The 22039-nt window shown below is 74.6% G+C and carries 21 protein-coding genes; 10 read left to right on the top strand and 11 right to left on the bottom strand.

Annotated elements, in window-relative coordinates; translation table 11 throughout:
* Window positions 1-138: 138 nt before the first annotated feature.
* Window positions 139-561 carry a cold-shock protein gene (locus ACFVUH_RS17425; RefSeq protein ID WP_387914095.1) on the bottom strand — a complete coding sequence of 141 codons (423 nt, stop codon included), beginning with the start codon at window positions 559-561 and terminating at the stop codon, window positions 139-141.
* Between the two features lie 312 nt (window positions 562-873).
* Here ACFVUH_RS17425 and ACFVUH_RS17420 point away from each other — a divergent pair, with 312 nt between their 5' ends.
* The 4 genes from ACFVUH_RS17420 to ACFVUH_RS17405 all read left to right on the top strand — a co-directional run bounded on the left by ACFVUH_RS17420 (window position 874) and on the right by ACFVUH_RS17405 (window position 6750).
* A complete protein-coding gene (locus ACFVUH_RS17420; protein WP_387914093.1) occupies window positions 874-1299 on the top strand; it encodes a YjdF family protein in 426 nt (141 codons plus the stop codon).
* A 249-nt stretch (window positions 1300-1548) separates the two neighbouring features.
* The gene (locus ACFVUH_RS17415) at window positions 1549-2676 is read left to right on the top strand and encodes a nucleotide disphospho-sugar-binding domain-containing protein (protein ID WP_387914092.1); all 1128 of its coding nucleotides are present in this window, start codon (window positions 1549-1551) and stop codon (window positions 2674-2676) included.
* A gap of 181 nt (window positions 2677-2857) precedes the next feature.
* Window positions 2858-4660: an HSP90 family protein gene (locus ACFVUH_RS17410; RefSeq protein WP_387914090.1), complete on the top strand. Its 1803-nt coding sequence runs from the start codon at window positions 2858-2860 to the stop codon at window positions 4658-4660.
* Window positions 4657-6750, top strand: a complete 2094-nt coding sequence (locus tag ACFVUH_RS17405; RefSeq protein ID WP_387914089.1) for a hypothetical protein — start codon at window positions 4657-4659, stop codon at window positions 6748-6750. The genes ACFVUH_RS17410 and ACFVUH_RS17405 overlap by 4 nt, the downstream gene beginning before the upstream one ends.
* Before the next feature lie 73 nt (window positions 6751-6823).
* Here ACFVUH_RS17405 and ACFVUH_RS17400 read toward each other — a convergent pair whose 3' ends face one another.
* The 4 genes from ACFVUH_RS17400 to ACFVUH_RS17385 form a co-directional block, all read right to left on the bottom strand.
* Window positions 6824-7660 carry a hypothetical protein gene (locus tag ACFVUH_RS17400; protein ID WP_387914087.1) on the bottom strand — a complete coding sequence of 279 codons (837 nt, stop codon included), beginning with the start codon at window positions 7658-7660 and terminating at the stop codon, window positions 6824-6826.
* 64 nt (window positions 7661-7724) lie between these two features.
* Window positions 7725-8429 (bottom strand): polysaccharide deacetylase family protein, encoded by a 705-nt coding sequence (locus ACFVUH_RS17395; protein ID WP_387914086.1) that lies wholly within the window; start codon window positions 8427-8429, stop codon window positions 7725-7727.
* A gap of 154 nt (window positions 8430-8583) precedes the next feature.
* Complete coding sequence (locus tag ACFVUH_RS17390) at window positions 8584-8877, bottom strand: putative quinol monooxygenase (RefSeq protein ID WP_387914084.1); 294 nt, start codon at window positions 8875-8877, stop codon at window positions 8584-8586.
* Entirely contained in the window at window positions 8874-9773 is a 900-nt protein-coding gene (locus tag ACFVUH_RS17385; RefSeq protein WP_387914082.1) for a helix-turn-helix domain-containing protein, read from the bottom strand. Before ACFVUH_RS17385 ends, ACFVUH_RS17390 begins: the two co-directional genes overlap by 4 nt.
* A 230-nt stretch (window positions 9774-10003) precedes the next feature.
* Between ACFVUH_RS17385 and ACFVUH_RS17380 the strand changes: the two genes are divergently transcribed.
* The 3 genes from ACFVUH_RS17380 to ACFVUH_RS17370 are packed head-to-tail and all read left to right on the top strand — an operon-like array spanning window position 10004 to window position 12264.
* Window positions 10004-10555: a DoxX family protein gene (locus tag ACFVUH_RS17380; protein WP_387914080.1), complete on the top strand. Its 552-nt coding sequence runs from the start codon at window positions 10004-10006 to the stop codon at window positions 10553-10555.
* Window positions 10556-10579: 24 nt separating this feature from the next.
* Entirely contained in the window at window positions 10580-11539 is a 960-nt protein-coding gene (pip, locus tag ACFVUH_RS17375; RefSeq protein ID WP_387914078.1) for a prolyl aminopeptidase, read from the top strand.
* The gene (locus tag ACFVUH_RS17370; RefSeq protein ID WP_387914077.1) at window positions 11536-12264 is read left to right on the top strand and encodes a hypothetical protein; all 729 of its coding nucleotides are present in this window, start codon (window positions 11536-11538) and stop codon (window positions 12262-12264) included. The genes pip and ACFVUH_RS17370 overlap by 4 nt, the downstream gene beginning before the upstream one ends.
* A 41-nt stretch (window positions 12265-12305) precedes the next feature.
* On the opposite strand, the gene ACFVUH_RS17365 is transcribed toward ACFVUH_RS17370, so the two are convergent.
* Both ACFVUH_RS17365 and ACFVUH_RS17360 read right to left on the bottom strand, forming a co-directional pair.
* Window positions 12306-13199 carry a hypothetical protein gene (locus tag ACFVUH_RS17365; RefSeq protein WP_387914075.1) on the bottom strand — a complete coding sequence of 298 codons (894 nt, stop codon included), beginning with the start codon at window positions 13197-13199 and terminating at the stop codon, window positions 12306-12308.
* A gap of 143 nt (window positions 13200-13342) precedes the next feature.
* Window positions 13343-14446, bottom strand: a complete 1104-nt coding sequence (locus tag ACFVUH_RS17360) for an NADH:flavin oxidoreductase/NADH oxidase (RefSeq protein ID WP_387914074.1) — start codon at window positions 14444-14446, stop codon at window positions 13343-13345.
* Between the two features lie 329 nt (window positions 14447-14775).
* Between ACFVUH_RS17360 and ACFVUH_RS17355 the strand changes: the two genes are divergently transcribed.
* Window positions 14776-15522 (top strand): SAM-dependent methyltransferase, encoded by a 747-nt coding sequence (locus tag ACFVUH_RS17355; protein ID WP_387914072.1) that lies wholly within the window; start codon window positions 14776-14778, stop codon window positions 15520-15522.
* 72 nt (window positions 15523-15594) lie between these two features.
* Here ACFVUH_RS17355 and ACFVUH_RS17350 read toward each other — a convergent pair whose 3' ends face one another.
* Genes ACFVUH_RS17350 through ACFVUH_RS17340 form a run of 3 tightly spaced genes read right to left on the bottom strand, consistent with a single transcriptional unit; the run spans window position 15595 to window position 18932 of the window.
* The gene (locus ACFVUH_RS17350; RefSeq protein ID WP_387914070.1) at window positions 15595-16449 is read right to left on the bottom strand and encodes a fumarylacetoacetate hydrolase family protein; all 855 of its coding nucleotides are present in this window, start codon (window positions 16447-16449) and stop codon (window positions 15595-15597) included.
* The gene (locus ACFVUH_RS17345; protein WP_387914069.1) at window positions 16442-17434 is read right to left on the bottom strand and encodes a 3,4-dihydroxyphenylacetate 2,3-dioxygenase; all 993 of its coding nucleotides are present in this window, start codon (window positions 17432-17434) and stop codon (window positions 16442-16444) included. The genes ACFVUH_RS17350 and ACFVUH_RS17345 overlap by 8 nt, the downstream gene beginning before the upstream one ends.
* Window positions 17427-18932 (bottom strand): aldehyde dehydrogenase family protein, encoded by a 1506-nt coding sequence (locus tag ACFVUH_RS17340; RefSeq protein ID WP_387914067.1) that lies wholly within the window; start codon window positions 18930-18932, stop codon window positions 17427-17429. The genes ACFVUH_RS17345 and ACFVUH_RS17340 overlap by 8 nt, the downstream gene beginning before the upstream one ends.
* Window positions 18933-19086: 154 nt before the next feature.
* Here ACFVUH_RS17340 and ACFVUH_RS17335 point away from each other — a divergent pair, with 154 nt between their 5' ends.
* Both ACFVUH_RS17335 and ACFVUH_RS17330 read left to right on the top strand, forming a co-directional pair.
* Window positions 19087-20592, top strand: a complete 1506-nt coding sequence (locus ACFVUH_RS17335; protein ID WP_387914066.1) for an aldehyde dehydrogenase family protein — start codon at window positions 19087-19089, stop codon at window positions 20590-20592.
* On the top strand, window positions 20589-21332 hold the full coding sequence (locus ACFVUH_RS17330; RefSeq protein WP_355359887.1) for a gamma-glutamyl-gamma-aminobutyrate hydrolase family protein: 744 nt from the start codon (window positions 20589-20591) through the stop codon (window positions 21330-21332). Before ACFVUH_RS17335 ends, ACFVUH_RS17330 begins: the two co-directional genes overlap by 4 nt.
* A 58-nt stretch (window positions 21333-21390) precedes the next feature.
* Here the strand turns inward: ACFVUH_RS17330 and ACFVUH_RS17325 are convergent, their stop codons facing one another.
* Complete coding sequence (locus ACFVUH_RS17325; RefSeq protein WP_387914065.1) at window positions 21391-21963, bottom strand: MarR family winged helix-turn-helix transcriptional regulator; 573 nt, start codon at window positions 21961-21963, stop codon at window positions 21391-21393.
* Window positions 21964-22039 lie beyond the last annotated feature (76 nt).

Raw genomic sequence — 22039 nt, 5'->3', positions numbered from 1 at the left:
GGTTTACCCCCCCCCCCCCGCTGTCTTTTTGGTCGGGGCGCCCCCCCGTTCGACCGGCCCCCCCGGCCCCCCCGCCGGGGGGGGGGCCCCCCCGGGGGGGGGGGGCCCCCCCCACGGCACTGGCGGGGACGCCCGGGCTCAGCCCTCGGCCCAACCGTGGCCCTTCGCGCACTGCAGCACGGCGTTGCGCACCTTCAGGACCTGCTCGCCGGTGAGCGACGGCACGTGCTCCAGCAGCAGCTCCGTCACCTCCAGCAGGAGCTCCGCCGAGGTCAGGACGTCGCACTCCGCGTCGTCGCCCTCGGCCGCCGCCACCCGGGCCGCGGGCACCGCCGGACCGGCCGGACGGGCCGGCGCCCCCTTGGGCAGGCGCACCGAGGAGGCCTTCAGCCCCCGGTCGCCCTCCTCCATCTCGAACTCCACCACCAGGCCCGAGTGCACCAGGGACTCGGGCATCAGCATGTCGTTGACGTGCAGGAAGACGTCCTCCCCGCCGTGGTCCGGAGCGATGAACCCGTACCCGCGCACACTGTCGTACCGCACCACTCGACCGGTGACCACACACACCCCCAAGGACAACAACCCGGGCCCCCTGCCCGACACCTGACGTAGAGGATAGAGGACGGGACGCCGGGCGCACGCCGTCGACCGGCGCTGGGACGGCGCCGGCCGGGCTCCCGGAAAACCCCGGAGCCCGGCCGCTCCGGCCCCGTACCATCGGTGCCGGAGTGCGCGAAAACACGGCCCGGTCGGTAGTCCGGGCGCCGCCGGCCCCGGCCGGCGGTTAGTAACCTCCCTCCCAGGGTGTCCGGCGCGTTCCTCCCGACGCGCGGCCGCGCGCGGGAACGTGGCACCACCATGGGAGGACGCACCATGCCGAGCACGTTCAGCGTGTTCTTCGACGACCCGTTCTGGGTCGGTGTACTGGAGGTCTCGGGCCCCGACGGGGTCCGGGCGGCCCGCCATGTCTTCGGGGCCGAACCCGGCAACGCGGAGCTGCTGGAGTTCGTCCGCCGCGGCTTCGGCCGGCTGCTGGACAGCGCGCTCGCCGCCCCCGCGGTGGCCGCCGACCGCCGCCCGGCCGCCCGTTCGGTGAGCCCGAAGCGGCTCGCCCGGCGGGCGGCCCGGGACCTTGCGGCCCGGCCGCTGAGCAGCGCCGCCGAGGAGGCGCTGGCCCGCGCCCACGAGCAGTCCGGATACCTCAATCGCGCCGCCGCCAAGCGCCGCGCCGCCGAGGCGGCCCGTGAACGGCGGGAACAGGCCAGGTCGCGCGCCCGCGCCCGGCACCGCGGCCGGTAGCCCGCGCTGCCGCTCCCACCCGCCCGTTCCGGTGCTCCGCCGGAACGGGCGGGTCCCCGGCGCGTTCCGCGCGCCACGCGCCGCCACGGGGAAACACAAGCCCTCAGGCCTCCCACAGTCGCGCACCGGAACGTCCGATTATCGATCCCACCGGGAAGAGCAACTGATCGTGCGTCAGTTGAGGGGGCGAGCGGATCGCTCCCCGCGCGATCCGAGGACGACCGACCCGAGAACCACCAGGAGACCGTTGTGCGCATTCTCTTCACCGGCCCGGCCGCACCCAGCCACCTCTTCCCGATGGTGCCGACCGCCCAGGCCGTCCGGGCCGCCGGGCACGAGGTGCTGTTCGCCAGTCCGCGGCCGATGGAGGAACTCCGGCAGGCCGGGTTCCCGATCGTCGAGATCGGCGACGGGCGGACCGTACGGGAGGCCTTCGAGGAGGTCGCCGGCAGCCAGGCGCACTACGCCCAGCCGGACCTCACCCAGGAGGAGATCATGGAGGTCGGCGCCGCCGCCTTCGCGCTCGCGTCGCGCTCCACCGTGGACGACCTGCTGGCGGTGGCCGCCGGCTGGGACGCCCAGCTGATCGTCCACGACTCGTGTCTGGCCTCCGCCCAGCTGGTCGCGGCCAAGCTCGGCATCCCGGCGGCGCTGCAGAACTTCGGCCTCAGCTCCGGCCTCGACATGGCCTCCCGGCTGGCCGCCCGCTTCACCGACGTCTACGACAAGCACGGCGTGGCCGGGCCCGCCGCCTCCACCCCGCTGAACATCGTGCCGGCCTCGCTCGGCGGCGACCCGGGCGGCCTGCGGATGCGCTACGTCCCGTACAACGGCGGTGGTGTCGTCCCCGCCGCGCTGCTGCACCGCGGCGTGCGGCCGCGGGTCGCCGTCACCCTCGGCACGGTGATCGCCGGGATAGACGGACTGGACGCCATCGCGCCGCTGGTCGAGGCCGCCGCCGGGGCCGACGCCGAGTTCCTGCTCGCCGTCGGCGACGCCGACCTCGCCGACCTGGGCGGCCTGCCGGCCAACGTCCACCCGCTGCCGTGGGTGCCGCTCGCCGAACTGCTGCGGGTGTGCGACGCGGTCGTCCACCACGGCGGATCCGGCAGCACCCTCACCGGGATGCAGGCCGGTCTGCCCCAACTCCTGCTGCCCCAGGGCGCGGACAACTTCACGGTGGCCGAGATCCTGGTCGCCAGTGGGGCCGCGCTGAGCTCCTCCTCCGCGGACGTCGACACCGCGCTGCTCACCCGCCTCGTCGCCGACCCGGTCCTGCGTGAGGGGGCCGAGCGGCTGCGCGCCGAGAACGACGCCCTGCCGAGCCCGGCGGCCGTCGTCCCCGACATCGAGGCCCTCGTCACCGCCCGCCCCTGACCCCTGGGTCCGGGTGACGCCCCGGCCCGCCCGTGCGGCGGTCCGGGGCGTCCGCGCGCCAGGACCCGGGCCGTGAGCCGCGGCACCGCGACTCCGCCGGTCGAACCCCCGCGCGAAAATCGCTCCCGTGTGTCGGCGCCCGGCCCTAAGGTGCTCCCAACACGACCCGGGAGATGAATCCGTGAGCCAAACGTTTCGCGTCGACCTGCGCGGAATAGTCGATCTGCTGAGCCATCACCTCTACACCAGCCCGCAGGTGTACGTCCGCGAACTGCTGCAGAACGCCGTCGACGCCGTCACCGCCGCGCGAGGGCACGACGCGGCCGCCGCCCCGCACACCGCCCGGATCGCCATCTCCTCCGGCGAGGCGACCGGCGACGGTTCGCTGACGATCAGCGACAACGGCATCGGGCTGAGCGAGGCCCAGGTGCACGAACTGCTCGCGACCATCGGCCGCAGCTCCAAGCGCGACGAGCTCGGCTTCGCCCGGCACGAGTTCATGGGCCAGTTCGGCATCGGACTGCTCTCCTGCTTCATGGTCTCCGACGCCATCGAGGTGGACACCCGCCGCGGGGACGGCCCCACCGTCCGGTGGCACGGCCGCTCCGACGGCGGCTACACGCTGGCCCCGGCCCCCGCCGACCAGCAGCGCCCCGAGCCCGGCACCACCGTCACCCTGCGCCCGCGCCCCGGCAGCGAGCACCTGCTGACCCGCCGCGCCGTCACCGAACTGGTCGCCCACTTCGGCGCCCGGCTCCCGTACCCGGTCACCGTCGACGGCGAGCCGGTCACCGGCGGACCGGCCCCCTGGGACCGCCCCGGGAACGAGAACGCCGCCGAGCGCCGCGCCCGCCTGGAGGCGTACTGCGAGGAGGTGTTCGGCTTCGCGCCCTTCGACGTCATCGACATCGCCGCGGCCGAGGCCGGCCTGCGCGGCGTCGCGTTCGTCCTGCCGATGCCGGCCAACCCGGCCGTCCCGGCGGCGCACCGCGTCTACCTCAAGCAGATGCTGCTGTCCGAGGGCGCCGAACGGCTGCTGCCCGAATGGGCGTTCTTCGTGCGCTGCGTCGTGGACACCACCGAACTGCGGCCCACCGCCAGCCGCGAGGCGCTCTACGAGGACTCGCTGCTGGAGGCGACCCGGGAGGCCCTGGGCGACCGGCTGCGCGGCTGGCTGGTGCGCCTCAGCGTCCAGGAGCCGGCCCGGCTGCGCTCCTTCCTGCGGGTGCACCACCTGGGCGTCAAGGCGCTCGCCCTGCACGACGACGAGATGCTCGGACTGGTCACCGAGTTCTGGCCGATGGAGACCAACGTCGGCCCGCTGACCCTGGCCGAGTTCACCGCCCGCTACGGACTGCTGCGCTACACCCCGCTGCTGGACGAGTTCCGCCAGCTGGCGCCGGTCGCCGCCGCCCAGGGACTCGCCGTCGTCAACGCCGGTTACGTCTACGACGCCGAACTGATCGACCGGTTCGCCACCGTGGACCGCTCGCTGGAGACCGAGCAGCTGCGCGCCGCCGACCTCGCCACCCACCTGGCGCGGCTGGAAGCGGCCGACGAGCGGGCCCTCGCGCCCTTCCTCGCCGCCGCCGACCCGGTCCTCTCACGGCTCGGCTGCGACCTGCTGGTCCGCTCCTTCGAACCCTCCGGCCTGCCCGCCCTCTACCTGCTCGACGACGACACCGCCTTCCAGCTGGACGTGCGCGGCGCCCGCGAGCAGGTGGACGAGACCTGGGCGGCGATCCTCGGCAGCTTCCAGAGCCGGAGCGAACCCCGGCCCCGGCTGGTCCTCAACCACCGCAACCCGCTGGCCCGGCAGGTCCTCGCGCTCACCGAGCCGGAACTGCGCGCGATGTGCCTGGAGGGCCTCTACGTCCAGGCGCTGCTGCTCGGCCACCATCCGCTGCGGCCGGCCGACACCGCGGCCCTCAACCAGTCCTTCCTCGGCCTGATCGGCCGGGCCGTCGCCGGAGGCGCAGCGTGAGCCGGACCGAGCAGGAACTGCGCGAACTCCTCCGCAGCACCCACGGCATGCCCGACGGGACGCCGAAGTTCGCCGCCCTGGAGGAGGTGATCCGCCACGCCGACGCCCTCGGGCTCACCGAGTTCGCCTTCGAGGTGCGGATGCAGGCCACCAACGTGTTCCAGCACAGCTGGGCGCCCGCCAAGGCCCTCCTCACCTTCTCCTGGTGCCTGGCGGCCTACGACCGCGAGCCGGAGCGCTTCCAGAGCGGTTACGAACACGACCTGCTCTGGCAGTTCAAGTGGATGGTCTCCACCGTCCAGGAGTTCCCCGAGATCCCGCTGCGGCGGACGGCCGACCTGCTCGACGACATGGAACGGCGCTACCGGCGCGGCGGCCACAGCATGCACGCCGTCCATCAGCACCGCGGACTGCTGGCCGAGGCCGTCGGCGACCTCGCCGGCGCCCAGGAGCACTACGAGCGGATGGCGCTCACCCGGCGCGACGGCCTCTCGGACTGCTCCGGCTGCGTTCCGAGCAGCCAGGTGCGCACGCTGGTGGCGCTCGGCCGGGACGAGGAGGCGATCCGGATCGGCGAGCCGGCCCGCCGCTCGGGCTGCATCGAGCAGCCGCAGTGGATCAACTCCGAACTGCTGCTGCCCTACCTGCGGACCGGCCGCGCCGAGCAGGCCGCCGAGGCGCACCGCGTCGCGTACCGGCGGATCCGGGACAGCGCGCACAACCTCGACACACTGGCCCCGAACGTGCTGTTCTGCGTCTGGAGCGGCGACCCGGGGCGTGGGCTCGACCTGATCGAACGCCACCTGTCCTGGCTGGACCGGGCCCGGACCCCGATGGCCGAGATGGACTTCGCCGCGGCGGCCGTCGCGGTGCTGTCGGCGGTGGAGGCGGGCGGCGACGGCGAGCTGCTGCTGCGCTTCCCCACCGTCGACGGCCGCCGCCGCCCGGACACCCCGGTCGCCGTGCTGGCCGCCGAACTGCGCGAGCGCGCCCTCGGCGTGGCGGCCCGGTTCGACGAGCGCAACGGCAACACCGTCGAGAGCACCCGGATACGCGAGTGGATGGCCGCCGGACCGATCGGTGAGCCCGCCCCGCCGGTGGGCTCCGGTGGGGACCCGCGCTCGCGCAGCGGTGAGCGCGTCCACCGCCTCACCGACCGGGTCGCGACCCTGGTCGCGGCCGGCGACCGGGCCGCCGCAGCCCGCACCCGCGTCGAACTCGCCGAGACCCTGCTGGGCGCCGACCGCTTCGCCGAGGCGGCCGAGGCCGCCGAGGAGGCGCTGCGCGAACTCGACCGGCACGCCACGCCCGAGGAGGCCGCCGCCTGCCGCTGGCTGCTCGCCCGGATCGGCAAGGAGACCGGCGACCGCGCAGACGCCGCCGAGCGGCTGCGCCAGCTCCTGGACGACACGGACGACGCCGTGCGGCCCGCCTCGCTGCCGTCCCGGCCCGAACTGGAGGCCGACCTCGGCGACCTGCTCGACTACGGCGCCGACTCGGCCGCCCGCTACCTCGCCGCGGCGCGGGGCTTCGCCGCCGCCGGCCGGCGGACCGAGGGCCTCGGCGCGCTGGTCCAGGCGATGTGGCGCCACCCCTACAGCGAAACGGAGGCGGAGACCGGCACCCTGCGGGACATTCTGACGGAGGCCCGCAGCACCCTCGACGCGATCCTCACCGAGGACCCCCCGACCCCCGCCGCCGTGCCCACCAGGGAGGTCGTGGCCGTCCTGCGCGGCTACGTCGACCAGATCCGCGCGGTCGGCCGCCACCGTGAGGCCGCCGACCGTCTCGCCACCGCCCGCACCCTCCTGGAACACCACCGCGCCACCGGCCCGGCCGAGAGCGACGACCTCACCGATGAACTCGGCGCCGTCCTGACCGACCTGGGCGAGGAGCACCTGCGCCTCAACGCCCCGGCCGCCGCCGAGGAGGCCGCCCGCGCCGCCCTCGCCACCGCGGACCACCCCTGGGACCCGGCGCTGCTCCTGGTCCGCGCCCTGCGGCTGCGCGGCGCCGGCGAGGAGGCCGCCGCCCTGATGACCGCCCACGAGATCACCGAGGACGACATCCTGGAGGCCGAGGAGTACTGACGAGGGCGTTCGGCCTTGCTTGACGGGGCCGTCAGATCACCGTGAGGTCAAACCGGCCTGACGCAATAGGGTCCTACGTCGTGCCACCGGTTCGATCCTGGCCCGCCGGGCGCCGGTCGTCGGAACGTGCGGACGCCCCCGGGAGGTTGAGGACGTAGTGGTTGCGCGGCTCCGGCCGCATCGCACGGGCCAGCTCCGCCACGTACTGTGCCTGAGCGGCCGACAGGCGTCGCGCCTCCCACAGCAGCGCGGCCGCGTCCCCCGCCTCCGGCGCCGGCGGCGGGGGCGACTCGGGGAGCGCGACGCCTGTCAGCGCCGACAGGTCGCGGGCGTCGATCCCCAACAGGGTGGCGAAGTCCATGACCAGGCGGGATGTCAGCTCCCGGCGGTCGCTGCCGATCACGCCGTAGGCGGCGGCCGACAGGTAGCTCGGTGTGACCACCGCGAGAGTCGTCGCCAGGCCGGACGGGCGCAGGTTCCGGTGGCGGAGCATGCGGACGAGTTTCCCGCCCGGACCGTCCGGGACGGGTCCGGGCTGCGCCGGCTCGGACCCGGAGGGCCGTTCCTCCTGGGGCAATGAACGGACGATCCGCAGGAGTTCACGCCGACCCGGGGCCGACAGGTGCACTCCGTCCTGCACGATCCCCGGGGCCCACCGCGCGGCGGCGGGGTCCAACGGCATCAGGCCGTCCGGTACCGGAAGCCCGGCGAGGACCAGCAGGTCGACGGCATGCAGCCGCAACGCGGCGGCGAGCGGCCGGAGCAGCCCCGCGTCCGGGGGTGCCCCGGCGAGCACCGCCCGGAGGGCCGGCACCGTCAGCCCCGCGTGATCCGCCAGTTCCGGGAGGCCGAGTTCGCGGCGCTGCAGCAGCCGGAGAAGTGCCGCGCCGAATCCGGGAGGTTCCTTCATGACGGCAGCCTAGGGCAGCGATCGGCCCCCCGGGTCCGCCGACCGGGGGCCGGGGGCGCCGTTCTCAGCGGCAGGGGAGGAGGGCGAAGGTGTAGCCGCGGGACTTGAGGGTGCCCAGGATGGCGGGCAGGGCGGCGACGGTCTGGCCGCGGTCGCCGCCGCCGTCGTGGAGGAGGACGACGGAGCCGGGCTTGACGGCGTCGAGGACGCGGCGCTCGATGGCGGCGCGGCCGGGGCGGGCCCAGTCCTGGGGGTCGACGCTCCACAGCTGGACGCTCTTGCCCAGGCCCGCGGCGGCCGAGCGGACGGTGCCGTTCACGCCGCCGTAGGGCGGGCGCAGGCACGACGGGGTGGTGCCGGTCTGCGCCCGGATGCGCGCGTCGGTGGCCGACACCTCGTACTGGAAGGCGGACTTGGAGAGCTTGCGCAGGTCCGGGTGGGACCAGCTGTGGTTCTGCACGCTGTGCCCCTGCGCGCCGACCTGCCGGGTGACCTCGGGGTTGGCGGCGACGTTCTGGCCGATCTCGAAGAAGGTGGCGCGCACGCCGTACTGGGACAGCAGCGAGAGCACCTGCGGGGTGTAGCGGGGGCTCGGGCCGTCGTCGAAGGTGAGGTAGACGACCTTGGCCGCGGCGCCCGGCGCCGGGGCGGCCTGGGCCGGGACGGCGGGCAGGGCGACGACGGCGGTGGCGGCGGCGACCAGGGTTCCGACGGCGAACCGGGCGGCCCGGCGCCCCCGGGGCCGGTCCGCTGCACGGGGCGAAGACACGGGTCCTCCCAACGGCCGCGGCACGGGAACGAACCCGGTGCCCGCCCCCTGCCCGGCACAGGCGCCCAATGTAGCGCTCCGTCCCCGCACCGTCCCGGGGGCGGGGCGCCCGGGGGTCGTACTTCGGCCAGCTCGCGGGGGCGGTCCGGCGCGGTCAGCGCGCGAAGGCGGTGAGCACGTCGGCGAACTCCACCAGCGGTTCCTCGGCCAGCAGTTCGGGGAATCGGGCGAGCAGGCCGGTCACGTAGGGGGCGGCGAAGTGGGCCTCGCGGGCCGCGTGGTCGGCGTACCGCTCCACCACCAGGAAGCGCTCGCCGTCCTGGCGGGCGACCGTGTACGCCAGCGCGCCCGGCTCGCGCAGGGTCGACTCGGCGACCTCGCGCAGGGCCGCGTCCAGGGCGTCCGCCTGCTCCGGTCGCGCCCGCAGGATCGCCAGCACCATCGTCATGGGAGTTCCTTCCTCGTCGGTAGGGGGCCAGCCTGGCCGCCGGCCGGGAGCGGCCGATAGTAGAAATGCGACAGGCCCCGTCCGAGCAGGTCGCCCGGCCGCTCGCCGGTGAGCCGGCGGAACTCGCGGACGAAGTGGCTCTGGTCGTAGTAGCCGGCCGCCAACGCCGCGGGCAGGTAGTCGCGTCGGTTCTCCCGCAGGAGGTGCCGGGCGAGGCGCTGGAACCGCGCGAGGCGCTGGAACTCCTTCGGCCCGGCCCCCACCGCCGCCGGGAACGCCCGCTGCAGCCGGCGCTCGCCGACCCCGGCCGTCTCGGCGAGCCGGTCGATCCGCAGCCCGGCCGGCCGGCGGTAGACACGCCCGACGGCGGCGTCCAGCCAGGCGTCCGGACGGTGGTGCTCGGCGAGCAGCCCGGTGAGGAAGCGGTCCAGGGCCGCGATCCGCTCCGCCGCACCGGTGGCCGTCCGGACCCGGTCGACCAGCCGCCGGCCGGTCGCGCCCCAGAGGTCCTCGGCATCCACCACCCGGTCGGCCAGCTCGTCGAGGCCGACCGGCACCAGGTGGCGCAGCGCGCCCGCGCGGAACCGCACCGCCATGAAGCCGCCCGCCCCGCCGTGCCGGTCCAACCGCCAGGCGGTGCGGCGCAGACAGACGAGGTGCGCGCCCGGCAGCGGCGTCGGCGCCCCGGCGGCGTCGGGCGCGCGCAGCGCCACCCCGCCCGCCCAGTGCACCCACAGCTCGGCCCCGGTCCCCGGCAGCAGCCGGGGCAGCGAGCCGGCCTCGCCCTCGGACCACCAGTACCGTTCGACGAGCGCCCGCAGTCCGGGCGCGGGCGGCGCGTGGCCGAAACATGGACGGACCGTCACTTCGGCGCTCGCCGAGGGTGGTGGAGTCATGACGGAGATGGTAGAAGGCGCCTCCGTGCCCCTCCCCGTGCGGTCAAGCACCCCGCAGAGCCTATGCCGCGCGGCAACAGGGCGCTAAGCTGCGGCCTTCTGAGCCAGTACCTGACAGGCCGTGCCACGGCCGGTGCCCCGGGCCGCCCCTCACCCGGATCCCATCGGACGTGACATGTCCCGTCCCCGTTCGGTGCTGGGAACTCTGTCGGATCCGAAGGAGGGGCAGGATGGAGTCGTTTTCCGCACGGGTGGTGCGCTCGTCCAGACGTCGCGCCGAAGTGTTCGCCGACGCCTACCGGCGCGTGGCCCCCGGCGTTCTGCGCGTCAGCGTCGGGGTGCTGTACCTCTGGTTCGGGCTGCCGAAGTTCTTCCCCGGCACCAGTCCCGCCGAGGACCTGGCCACCCGCTGCATGAGCCTGATGACCTTCGACGCAGTCCCGCCCGGCGTCTCGCGCTTCCTGCTGGCGCTGATGGAGGTCGCCATCGGGCTCGGTCTGGTCACCGGACTGCTGCGCCGACTGACCCTCACGGTGTTCTTCGTCCACATGACCGGGGTGTTCGCCACGCTCGTCCTGCTGCCGAACGACGTGTGGGCCCACGGCGTCCCCCCGGTGCCGACGCTGGAGGGGCAGTACATCCTGAAGAACATCGTGCTGATCGCGGCCTGTCTGACCGTCGCCACCCGTGAGCGGCAGGTGCCGGCGCCCCGTCGGGATCCGGAGGCGGAACCGGTGGTGGCCGAGGCGCCGCAGATCTCCCGTTCCCGGGCCGTGCGTTGACGAACCCGCGTACGATCGGAGGCCATGGTTGATCTCTATCCTCCGACCGGCCCCTACGACCGCGGGTTCCTCGACACCGGAGACGGCAACCGCCTCTACTACGAACAGCTCGGCAATCCGGACGGCAAGCCCGCCGTGCACATCCACGGCGGTCCGGGGGCGGGCACCCCGGACCGTCCGACGAGGGCGTGGGACCCGGACGCCTACCGGGTGATCCGCTTCGACCAGCGCAACTGCGGCCGCAGCACCCCGCACGCCAGCGACCCGGCGGCGGACATGCGGCTGAACACCACGCAGCACCTCATCGACGACATCGAGCGGCTTCGCGAACACCTGGGCATCGAACGGTGGTTGGTGAACGGCGCCTCCTGGGGTTCGGCGCTCTCCGTCGCCTACGCGTCGCAGCACCCCGAGCGGGTGACCGAGGTGGTGATCGCGGCCGTGTTCACCGCCCGCCGCTCGGAGATCGACTGGCTCTACCGGGGCGCCGGACAGTTCCACCCGGAGGCCTGGGACCGCTTCCGCGACGCCGTCCCCGAGGACGAGCGCGACGGCGACCTGCTCGCCGCCTACGCCCGGCTGATGGAGCATCCGGACCGGGCCGTCCGCGAGCGCGCCGCCGCGCAGTGGCTGGCCTGGGAGGACGCCGTCGTCTCCCACGAGCCCAACGGCGTGCCCGGCATGTACAGCCGCCAGGAGACCGACGCCCGGATCGCCTTCGTGCGGATCTGCGCCCATGTCTTCGGCCACGGCGCCTGGCTGGAGGAGGGACAGCTCATCCGCGACGCCGCCAAGCTGGCGGGCATCCCGGCGGTGCTGGTGCACGGCCGGCACGACATGGGCTGCCCGGTGCAGACCGCCTGGGAGCTGGCCAAGGCCTGGCCGGGAGCCCGCCTGCACATCATCGAGGACTCCGGTCACGCCGGCAGCGAACTCATGGGCCGTACCGTCCGCGAGGCCCTCGAGGAGTTCAAGACCCGATGAACGCCACCCGCGCCACCGTGACCCGGACGGCGACCGTGCTCGCCACCCTGGCGCTCCTGGTCTCCGTCTCCGAGTGCTCGCTGCTCAAGCGCGAAGGGGTGGAGCGGGCGGGCGGCCCCGTGGGTGTCGAGGGTCCGGCCGAACCGCCGCCGGCCCCCTCGCCGCCGGTGGTCGAGGACACCCGAACGGTGGCGGACTGGCCGGACCGTGCGGTGACCGGGGAGTCCGCGCTGCCGCTGCTCAGGGCCCGGGTGATCGAGCCCGGCTACACCGGCGAGACCTTCCTGAAGCGTCTCGCCGCGGGCCGGGGCATCACGCTGAAGGAACGGGAGAAGGTCGACTTCCCGGGGCCGCCCGTCTGGCACGCGTCGGGGGAGAAGGCGGACGGCGGGGTGGTGGAGTGGATCGCCGCCGTGTGGTCCTTCGACGGCGAGTTGGAGAGGGTGACCTGCTCCGTGACGGCCACGGCGGTCGACCGCATCGCGTTCCTGCGGCAATGCGCGGGTGCGGACCGTCCGGCTGGGACCCCGGCGGAGGTCCGGGCCTGGCTGGACGGCATGGTGCCCCGCGTGGACGAGCTCTTCGCGACGGGACCGGGTCTCACCGTCACCAGTCCGCTGCTGCGGCGCGGCGCGACCGCGGCCTTCCTGCGGAAGTGGCACAGCGAGGACCGGGGCGGCGACACCTACGAACTGCACCTGTTCGGTACCGGGGCCGGAAACTGACCGGGTGGGCGGCCGCGTCGTCGGCGCGGCCGCCCACCCGCTCAGCGCGCCGGCGGTTGCTCCGGCAGCCGTACGACGGCGGTTCCGGCCTGGGACTCGCCGAACCCCCAGCCCGCCACCAGGGAGCAGCCGACCGCTTCCAGGATGTCGCTCCACGGCCAGTTGCCGGCGCCGGAGTAGAAGCCGCCCTCGCTGCGCGCGTCGTTCTGGGAGAGGCAGAGCATCCGCAGGTGGTCGCGCAGCGCGGGGTGCGTGAGCGTGCCCAGCCGCTCCTCCCAGGGCTCGGCGGCGGAGCGGGCGCGGCTCATGTCGCCGACCGACACCAGGTGTTCGGGGCCGCGCTCGGTGAACGTGGCGGCCCGCAGGGCGTCGGTGAGCGTACCGTCGGTGGCGACGCGCAGCAGCACGGTCAGCCAGGTGTTCAGCTTCTCGGCGTTCCGGTCGGTCAGATCGAGGTCGTGGCGGGCCAGGAGCGGGCCCAGGTCGGCGCCGTGCACCAGCGCCTCACCGAACTCGTCGACGGTGGCGACGATCCGCAGGTCGGCGACGAAGGCGTCGCCGAACGGCCGGGGGCCCTTGTGTCCGTCCTCGCCCCACGGTCCCGTTCCCGCCAGGAGGTCGGCGTCGAAGCGGAACAGCGATCCGCCGAGGTCGAACCGCCAGGTCCAGGGGGAGAAGGGGAACTCGCCGTCCGGATCCGGAAGCTGCCTCGGTTCCGGGCCGGACAGCGCGTCAGAAGTCGCCCAGGGGCTCGGGAACAGGAACTCGTCGAGGGAGTCCGAGGCGTAGTAGACCCCGTACCCGGCGGCGGGTCCGACGGTCGGATCGGCGGCCGGATCGATGGCCGGGTTGCCGTCGAGCAGGATCGCGAAGGCACTGGCCAGCGCGGCGTCCCACCCACCGGGGTCGGTCGCCGGAGCCGTCTCGGGCGTCATCGTGAGCACTCCTTCATGTCGCGTCGCACGGGCGGACACAAGGTACCGGCCGCCGCCGACACGACCGACGGCGCGGGAGTGCCGGAACGCCCCGGCCACCACCCCTCTGCAACGGGGCGGTGGCCGGGGCGTTCCGTTCCCCCCTACGCCCGGTGGTACGGCGACGGGGTGGCGACCTCGCCGCCGAGGGCGGTGGCCGCGTGGCGGGCCCAGTACGGGTTGCGCAGCAGCTCGCGGCCGATCAGGACGGCGTCGGCGCGGCCGTCGGTGAGGATCTGCTGGGCCTGGGCCGGCTCGGTGATCAGGCCGACGGTCGCCACCGGCAGGTCGGTCTCCTGGCGGACCGCCTCGGCGAACGGGACCTGGAAGCCGGGGGCGGCCTCGATCCTGGCGTCGGGCACGAGACCGCCGGTGGAGACGTCGAGCAGGTCGACGCCGTGCACGAGCAGCTCCTTGGCGAGCCGGACGGTCTCCGCCGAGGTCCAGCCCTCGCGCCCGTCCTCGGGGTTCTCGGTGAGCCAGTCGGTCGCGGAGATGCGGAAGAAGACCGGCAGGTCCTCGGGCCACACCGCGCGGACGGCGTCCACGACCTCCAGGGCGAAGCGGGTCCGGCCCTCGAAGGAGCCGCCGTACGCGTCGGTGCGGCGGTTGCTGAACGGGGAGAGGAACTCGTGGACGAGGTAGCCGTGCGCGCCGTGGATCTCGACGACCTGGAAGCCGGCGTCGAGCGCGCGCCGGGCGGCGTCGGCGAACTGGCCGACGATCTCCCCGATCTGCTCGACGGTCAGCTCCTCCGGCGTGACCCGGGCGTCGTCGAACGGGACGGCGCTGGGGGCGAGCGGCGTCCAGCCGTGCGCCTCGTCCGGGTGGATCGCGCGGCCGCGGTCGACCCAGGTCCGCTCGGTGGACGCCTTGCGCCCGGCGTGGCCGAGCTGGATCGCGGGCACGGTGCCCTGCGCCTTGAGGAAGGCGGTGATCCGGCGGAAGGCCTCGGTCTGGGTGTCGTTCCACAGGCCGAGGTCGTAGGGCGAGATCCGGCCCTCGGGGCTGACGGCGGTGGCCTCGGTGATGATCAGCCCGGTGCCGCCGGCGGCGCGTGCGGCCTGGTGGGTGAAGTGCCAGTCGTGCGGAACACCCGCCAGCTCGCCGTCCGGCGCGGCGCTGTACTGGCACATCGGCGGCATCCAGATCCGGTTCGGGATGGTGAGCGACCGCAGGGTGAAGGGGCTGAAGAGGCTGGTGCTCATGTCGGACTCTCCTGGTCAGGACGGAGGGTGGAGCGCAGACGGAACCCGCGAGTGATTGCAGCCGCAATCTCTGCTGGAACAATAATTGCATGCGCGCCCTAAATGCAAGCCGCGCCGGCCCCTGGCCCGCCCGCCCCCGCCCGCCGACGCCGGGGCGGCGTGTCCCCGAAAATCGGTGGACAGCCGCGGGCGGTCGGCCTACCTTGGCGATCATTCGGTAACGGGTACGACGACGGAGGTGTGTGGGATGGGCGTTCGGACCGGCGCGGCCGACTGGTGAAAGCCGCGAACAGCTGCCATGACCTCATCCGACCGAAGGACACCCCGAAGTGGATCTCCCACGTAGTTTCGTCATCCGCGAGAGCAGCCACCGCATCCACGACCCGCTCACCGGCGAGAAGTTGGCCACGCTCGGGCGGGCCCTGCGGCTGCCGCCCGGGGCGCGCGTGCTCGACCTGGCCTGCGGGTCGGGGGAGCTGTTGTGCACCTGGGCCCGGGACCACCGGATCACCGGCACCGGAGTGGACATCAGCACGGCGTTCATCGGCCGCGCGCGGGCCCGCGCAACCGAGCTCGGTGTCGCCGACCGGGTGGGCTTCGTTCACGGGGACGCCGGCGGCCATGTGGCCGACGAGCCCGTCGACGTCGCCTCCTGCCTCGGCGCCAGCTGGATCGGCGGTGGCGTCCCCGGCACGGTCCGGCTCCTGCAGCGGAGCCTCAAGCCGGGCGGGATCATGCTCATCGGCGAGCCGTTCTGGCGGCGCCGGCCGACGGAGCAGGACGCCGTGACCGGCTGCCAGGTCGACAGCGTCGACGACCTCCTCCTCCTGCCCGGGCTCGTCGAGCAGTTCGGCGCACTCGGCTACGACGTCGTGGAGATGGTCCTCGCCGACCAGGACAGCTGGGACCGCTACCGGGCCGCGCAGTGGCTGAACGTCCGCCGTTGGCTCGACACCCACCCCGACGACGAACTCGCCGCCGGACTGCGTGCGGAGCTCGACACGGCTCCGGCCCGGTACGTGCGTTATGAGCGCGAGTACGTCGGCTGGGGCGTCTTCGCGCTCATGCGTCGCTGACCGACGGCCGGGGCGGCGGTCCGGCCAGTACGGCGCGGGGCGGGCCGCCGCCCACCCCGCGCCGGTCCGTGCTCAGGAGGCGGTCCGCACCGGGGGCCGGATGCCGCGGAACTCCCAGTCGCCGCCGAGGGCGGTGGAGAGCACCTCCTCGCTGGCCGTCACCTGGGCGCCGACGTCGGTGCGGATCGCGGTGGGACCGGTGACCACGTGGTTGCGCAGGCGGCCGAGGCCCTCGGCCTCGACCTCGACGACGTCCCCGGGCTTGACCGGGCGGGAGTTGGCGGGGGTGCCGGAGAGCAGGACGTCGCCGGGGTACAGGGTGATGGTGCGGGCGATGTCGGCGACCAGGTAGTGCATGTCCCACTCCATCTCGTCCGTGGAGCCGTCCTGGACGAGCACGCCGTTGACGTAGGTGCGCAGGTACTTGCCGCGGAAGTCCCAGTCGGTGACCAGGCCCGGTCCGAGCGGGCCGAGGGTGTCGGAGCCCTTGACCCGGAGCATCGAGCCGGCGTCGGTGTCCCGGAAGTCGTGCAGGCCGAAGTCGTTGGCGACGGTGTAGCCGGCGATGTACGCGCCCGCCTCGGCGGGGGCGATGTTGCGGCAGGTGCGGCCGATCACGATCGCCACCTCGCCCTCGTAGTTGAGGTAGTGGCAGCCCTCGGGGCGCACGACCGCGCCGCCGTGGGCGTTGAGGGCGGAGACCGGCTTGTGGAAGTAGGTCGGGGCCGGGGTGAGCCGGATCCCGAACTCCTCGACGCGGCTGCGGTGGTTGAGGTGGACGGCGACGATCTTGCCCGGGACGACCGGCGGCAGGTGCCGGGCGGTGTCGGCGGCGACGCGGCGGCCGTCGCCGGCCACCAGCTCCTCGCCCTCGCGGCGCACCTCGACGGCCGCGCCGTCGAGGAGGATCCGGCGGTACTCAGGCATGGGCGGTCTCCTCGTACGGGTCGGCCTCGTGCGGGTCGACGTGGTGGTGGGGGTCGACGTGGTGGTGCGGGTCGTGCCGGTGGGCGGAGGCGCCGGCGGGTGGCGCGGCCCAGCCCGCCGCCGGGCGGTCGAACCAGAGCAGCGCCTGCCCGGTGCCGACCGAGTTCTCGTACTCCCCGTACTGCCGCGCGGGCGCGGTGCACCGCTGCTCGCCGAGGGCGCCGGCCAGCATCAGGTAGTGGCCGAAGCGGGCCTCGGGCTTGAACCGCTGGAAGTCGTCCATGGTGTCGAGCACCCGGTCGTGCCGGCCCTCGCGGAACCAGGCGATCCGCTGCTCGTCGGCGGCCCGCGCCTCGGGGGTGAAGATGTGCACGGGGTCGCTGGACTCGTGGTCGCGCAGCCGGCGCAGCGGCCAGAAGGTGTGCGAGAGCGCCCCCGAGGCGATCACCAGGACCCTGCGGTCGACGGCCGCGATGCCGTCGGCGAGCGCCCGGCCGAGCCGCAGGTGGTCCTCGGCGTCGCCGGTCTGGCAGACCCCGATGCTCAGCCAGCGCTTGTCGGCCAGCCCCTCGCCGAGGTACTTCCAGAGGTTGATCGTGGCGTAGTGGACGGGCAGGCAGGGGTCGTCGATCGGGGTGATCCAGGTGTCGTGGCGGTCGGCGAACCGGGCCACCGCGTGGGCGAGTTCCTGGTCCCCGGGGTAGTCGTAGAGCATCCGCCGCATGCCGCGCGGCAGCTCCTCGGAGGTGAACAGCCCGGCCCGGCGCTGCTGGGCGGCGATCACGAACTCGACGGTGGTGGCCCAGTGCGAGTCGAGGACGACGACGGTGTCGTAGTCCAGCGTCTCGAACACGTCCCGGCGCAGCTCGCGCAGGCCGGTGACCAGGGTGACCTCCCGGCCCTCGTTGAGCTCGCGCCGGGTGGCCTCGGGCAGCACGATGGTGGGTACGTGGGCGAGCAGCCCGGCGCCGACGATCTCACCCATGGTTCGCCCACCCCCTCGGCGCGGTGACGGTGTTGCGCAGGTCGGCGTAGAAGTCGAAGCTCCAGTCGCCGCCCTCGCGGCCGATCCCGGACTCGCGCGAGCCGCCGAACGGGGCGCGCAGGTCGCGGACGAAGAAGCAGTTCACCCAGACGGTGCCGGCCACCAGCCGGTCGGCGACCCGGTCGGCGCGCTCCCGGTCGCCGGTGGCGAGGGTGGCGGCGAGGCCGAAGCGGGTGCCGTTGGCCAGGGCCACCGCCTCCTCCTCGGTGTCGAAGGTCTGCAGGGTGAGCACCGGGCCGAACACCTCCTCCTGGACGATCTCGGAGTCCTGGTGGACGCCGGTCAGCAGGGTGGGCCGGTAGTGGAGGCCGCCCAGCTCCTCGTTGGGCCCGCCGCCGAACACCGCGCGGGCGCCGGCGGCCAGGGCCCGCCGTACGAAGCCGTCGATCCGCTCCAGCTGGCGCGGATGGATGTTGGGGCCGAGGTCGGTGGACTCCGCGCGCGGGTCGCCCTGGCGCAGCGCGGCGGCACGGGCGGTGAGCCGGGCGGTGAACTCCTCGGCCACCGAGGCCTCGACGAGCAGCCGGGTGGCGGCCAGGCAGACCTGCCCGGCGTTGTCGAACTGCTCGACGGCGAGGTCCGCGGCGAGGTCGAGGTCGGCGTCGGCGAAGACCAGCAGCGGGGACTTGCCGCCGAGCTCCAGGCTGACCGGGGTGAGGTTGCGCCCGGCGGCCTCGGCGATCCGCCGGGCGGTGGGGACGGAGCCGGTGAAGCTGATCCGCCGCACGCCGGGGTGGGCGGTGAGCGGTGCGCCGACCTCGGCGCCCAGGCCCTGGACGACGTTGAGGACGCCGTCGGGCAGTCCGGCCGAGGCCGCGATGTCGGCGAGCAGCGAGGCCGTGAGCGGGGACCACTCGGCGGGCTTGAGGACGACGGTGTTGCCGGCCGCGAGGGCGGGGGCGACCTTCCAGGTGGCCAGCATCAGCGGGGCGTTCCAGGGGGTGATCAGGACGCTCGGTCCGGCCGGGTCCCAGCTGACCCGGTTGGCGTGCCCGCGGGTGTCCAGCCCGGGGTGGCCGAGGGCGAGCAGCCGGTCGGCGAAGAACCGGAAGTTGTGGGCGACCCGGGGCATCACGCCGCGCCGGTGGGAGCGGAGCAGGGCGCCGTTGTCGGCGGTCTCGACGGCGGCCAGGTCCTCCAGCCGGGCCTCGACGCCGTCGGCGATCGCGTGCAGCAGCCGGGCGCGTTCGGCGGGGGCGGTGGCGGCCCAGCCGGGGAAGGCGGCGGTGGCGGCGGCGACGGCGGCGTCGGCCTCGGCGGCGGTGCCCCGGGCGATCCGGGCCAGCTCGGCGCCGTCGATCGGGGAGTGGTCGGCGAAGGTGTCGGCGGAGGCGACGCGGCGTCCGCCGATCCAGTGGCGGGTGTCCACGGGGACCCCGGCCACCGTCGCGAGGTGGGGCGGCGGCGCGTCGGCGGCGGCCGCAGGGTGGACGGACATGCGCGCCCTCCTGGTTCTCGTTTGGCTCCAAACAACGTAGAGCTCGGGATCCAGGGAGGTCAACCCTTGGAAGCGGCCCGGTCCTTGGTTATCGTTTGCTTCCAAATGACATTCCGGTGGCCTTCGCGCCACCGCGAGTTCGACCGGAGGCACCGTGACGGGCGCACCCCACGACGACGACACCCACGAAGGATGGCGACGGCGCGCCCGCGCACTCGTCCTCCCGACCGCCCACCTCATCGGCGGCGCCCCGGAACCGGGCGGCGGCGCCACGTTCCCGGTGGTCTCCCCGCGCGACGGCCGCCTGCTGGCCGAGGTCGCCGCCGGCGGGCGGGCCGAGGCGGACGCCGCCGTCGCCGCCGCCCGCCGGGCCTTCGACCACGGCCCCTGGCCCCGGCTCGCCCCCGCCGAACGCGGCCGCGCGCTCCAACGGCTCGCCGGCCTGGTCGAGCGGCACCGCGAGGAACTCGCCCTGCTGATCAGCCTGGAGATGGGCAAGCCGGTCACCGAGGCACGCGACATCGAACTGCGCGCCGTCGCCGCCACCTTCCGCTGGTACGGCGAACTCGCCGGCAAGCTCACCGACGAGGCCCCGCACACCCCCGGCGACGCCCTGGCGCTGGTCACCCGGGAGCCGGTCGGCGTCGTGGCGGCCGTGGTGCCCTGGAACTTCCCGCTCACCATGGCCGCCTGGAAGGCCGCGCCCGCCCTCGCCGCCGGCTGCACCGTCGTCCTCAAGCCCGCCGAGCAGTCCCCGCTGTCCGCGCTGCGCCTGGGCGCGCTGGCCGTCGAGGCCGGACTGCCCGACGGCGTGTTCAACGTGCTGGCCGGTCAGGGCCCGGAGGCGGGGCGCGCGCTCGGCCGCCACCCGGACGTCGACGCGCTCGCCTTCACCGGCTCCACCGAGGTCGGGCGGCACTTCCTGCGCTACGCCGCCGACTCCAACCTCAAGCGGGTCTGGCTCGAACTCGGCGGCAAGTCCCCGAACATCGTGCTGCCCGACGCCCCCGACCTGGACCGGGCGGCGGCCACCGCCGCCTGGGGGATCTTCTTCAACCAGGGGGAGATGTGCACCGCGCCGTCCCGGCTGCTGGTCCACCGGGCGGTCGCCGACCGGGTGGTGGACGCCGTGGTCGAGCGCGCCCGCACCCTGCGGGTCGGCGATCCGCTGGACCCGGCCACCGAGATGGGCCCGCTGGTGACCGCCGCCCACCGCGAGCGCGTCCTCGGGCACGTCGAGGCCGCCCACCGGGACGGCGCCCGGCTGCGGGCCGGCGGCGAGGTCGCGCTGCCGGAGAGCGGCGGCTCGTACCTTCGGCCGACCGTCTTCGACCGGGTCGGCCCGGGGATGCGGCTCGCCCGCGAGGAGGTGTTCGGCCCGGTGCTCGCCGTCCAGGTCTTCGACACCCCCGAGGAGGCCGTCCGGATCGCCAACGACAGCGTCTACGGGCTGGCCGCGGGCCTGTGGACGGCCGACCTCTCCACCGCGCACCGGATGTCGCGGGCGCTGCGGGCGGGTACCGTCTGGGTCAACTGCTACGAGGAGGGCGGACTCGAAGTGCCCTTCGGCGGCGTCCGGCAGTCCGGGCACGGGCGCGACAAGTCCGCGCACGCGCTGGACAAGTACACCGACCTCAAGACCACCTGGATCCGGCTGTGAGCGCGCCGAGGCCGCTGATCGCGCTGCCCGCCCGCTTCTCGGCCTCCGTCTCGGCGCTGCGGTACGCCGCCGTGGTGGCCGCCGAGGCGCTCGCCGAGGCCGTCTACCGGGCCGGTGGCGAGCCGTTCGTGATGCTGCCCGCCGGGCCGGGTGCGCCCGGGGCCGCCGGCGCCGAGGAGGTCGCCGAACGGCTCGCGCGCTGCTCCGGACTGCTGCTGCCCGGCGGCGGGGACCTCGATCCGGCGCACTACGGCGAGGACTCCCGGCACCCCGACGTCTACGACCTGCACGCCGGTCAGGACGCCTTCGACCTCGCGCTCGCCGGGTACGCCCTGGTCGCCGGACTGCCGACGCTCGCGGTCTGCCGGGGCCTGCAGGTGGTCAACACCGTGCTCGGCGGCACCCTGGAGCAGGACATGGGCGGCCCCGGGCTCGACCACCGGCACGTGGTGCACCCGCTGACGCCGCTCGACGGGACCCTGCTGGCGCGGCTGGCCGGGCCGGGGGACCGGGTGGTCTCCTGCTACCACCACCAGCGGGTGGCCCGGCTCGGTCACGGCCTGCGGGTGACGGCGCGGGCCGCCGACGGCACCGTGGAGGCGGTTGAACTCGTCGAACCGGCCGGCTGGTTCCTCGGCGTGCAGTGGCACCCGGAGGACACGGCGGCCACCGACCCGGCCCAGCAGGCGGTGTTCGACGCCCTGGTGGAGGCCGCGGCCGCCGAGGGCCGCCGGGGCTGAGCGCACGACGCGAGGCCCCCGTCCACCGGTGGACGGGGGCCTCGCGCCTTTCGGAGCGTCAGGCGTCGCGCCGGCGGCGCCCGCCGGGGCGCGGCGGCGGGGGAGCGTCGGCGGTCAGCTCGGCGCGGCGGGCCTCGCCGTCCTGCTCCAGGGTGCCGACGACCCGCCGCAGCAGGCCCGCCAGCTGCTCGCACTCCTCGTCGGAGAGCGCGCCGGCCACGAAGGCCTCCTCCTGGTTGAAGCGCGGGAACAGCCCGGCCATCAGCTCCTCGCCGGCCGGGGTGAGCCGCAGCAGCACCATCCGGCCGTCCGAGGGGTGGCCGACCCGCTCGACCAGTCCGCGCGATTCGAGGGTCCGGGCGACGCCGGTGAGCGTGCCCTTGGAGATGCCCGCCTCCTCGGCGACGTAGCGGGTCTCCATCTCGCCCCAGATCCAGACCACCCAGAGCACCACGAAGGACGTCCAGGTCAGCTGGGCGCCGCGCAGGACGGAGTTCTCCAGGTGCTGGCGGACGGCCGCCGCCGCGCGGTGGATGTTGCCGACGGCGGCCATCTGCGCGCGCAGCAGCGGTACCTGCCCCAGCTTGGCCTGGACGGCGAGCTCGGTCTCCTCGATGGTGCGGTTGGTCACCGGTGGTCCCCTCCCCGCGGCCGGACCGCGGTCGTGTCGTGGGGCCGAATCTAGCGCGCCGGGTACTCCATTTGCA

The organism is Kitasatospora sp. NPDC058032 (assembly GCF_042885845.1).
Lineage (GTDB): Bacteria > Actinomycetota > Actinomycetes > Streptomycetales > Streptomycetaceae > Kitasatospora.
This window is presented reverse-complemented; position numbering and strand designations above follow the sequence as displayed.